This is a genomic window from Photorhabdus caribbeanensis, assembly GCF_018448885.1.
Taxonomy (GTDB): Bacteria; Pseudomonadota; Gammaproteobacteria; order Enterobacterales; family Enterobacteriaceae; genus Photorhabdus; species Photorhabdus caribbeanensis.
Genome location: NZ_RCWB01000107.1, coordinates 1 through 1,196, shown reverse-complemented (window position 1 = coordinate 1,196; position 1,196 = coordinate 1). Strand labels below are relative to the sequence as shown.

General features: G+C 50.3%; 1 protein-coding gene. It reads right to left on the bottom strand.

The features are described 5' to 3' along the window. Positions 1–1,196 (bottom strand): type VI secretion system tip protein TssI/VgrG (tssI, locus tag EAE90_RS23175; protein ID WP_214055442.1); only part of this gene is annotated, 1,196 nt, incomplete at both ends.

Genomic DNA, 1,196 nt, shown 5'->3' with positions numbered 1-1,196 from the left:
ATAGCCATAAAACCGTAACCGCTGCCATTCCAGCCTTGGGCGAACCGTACCCAGCAGGTGGCGTTTTCATCGGCTTTATCATAACGATCCCAGTGAAAATGGATGCGGATACACCCCTCTTCATTGACATAAATCTCTTCCCCTTCCGGGCCAACGACGGTTGCCACTTCATCACCATCCGCCAACGGTTTGTAACGGTATAACGCTCGCCAGTCGTTATAGCCCGACATAAAACTGAATTCGTTATGCAGATAAGTGCCTGACTCTCCGCTCTCTTCTTGCAGTGCCTGCGGACACTTGCCGTGATGATGGATAGTGACGATTTGCCAGCGGGTATTCATGGCATCAACCGGGTGTTCGCTGAGGGTAAAGATTTTACCGGGCATCAGTTTAAAACAGTTGCTTTGCCCGCTACCGGCCTGACGTTGATTCTCGACGGCCTGATGACGACGCTGGACAAACGGTTTCGCCTCCGCGTCTTTCTGAAAACGGCCGTAGCTTTCAAAAAGTTCAAACAGGGTTTTCTGCCCTTCCACACGCGGATCGATATTGGCCCGGTGTGTCAGGCGGTAATCGGGACTTTGGGGATTGTAGTCCTTATAAATGACCCGCGCCGGGGTCATGGAGACGCCCAGACGCGCCTGATTCATCACATTCATTTCGGTGGCCGTCTCTATCTGCGGGTTGTAGACCAGCGGTAAATTGGCCGTCATCCCTAAATGGCTGTCACTGAAAAACAGCTTGTCGTCTTCAAACCAGAAATTCAGCCCCTCTTCGGCAACTAACCGGGCAAAAAAGGCATAATCGGACTCCCGTTTTTGCGTCACATACTCCCGTGTGTAATGAAACTCATCCAGTTGGCAATCGAACAGGATGCAATGTTTTTTCAGCAAACTGGTGAGAATTTCCGGTACGCTTTGCCGATGATAAATCCGGCTGTCCTGATTCAAATTCATCCGCCAGAGAGCGGGCTGGACGGTGAGGTAATAAATGGTGCGACGCGCATGCGTATCCCCCCGTGTAGCCTGTGTGATAATGCCGCTAACCTGACGTTGCTCAACGTCGTTGAAAACCACCCGGAATTTCACAGACTGTAATAACAGTGATTCCAGATCAATATCGGCCCGTTTACTGACCAGCATTAAAGATAGGGTAAAGAGTTCGGATAATTCCTCCTGCAAAGAAAATTCAGCTAC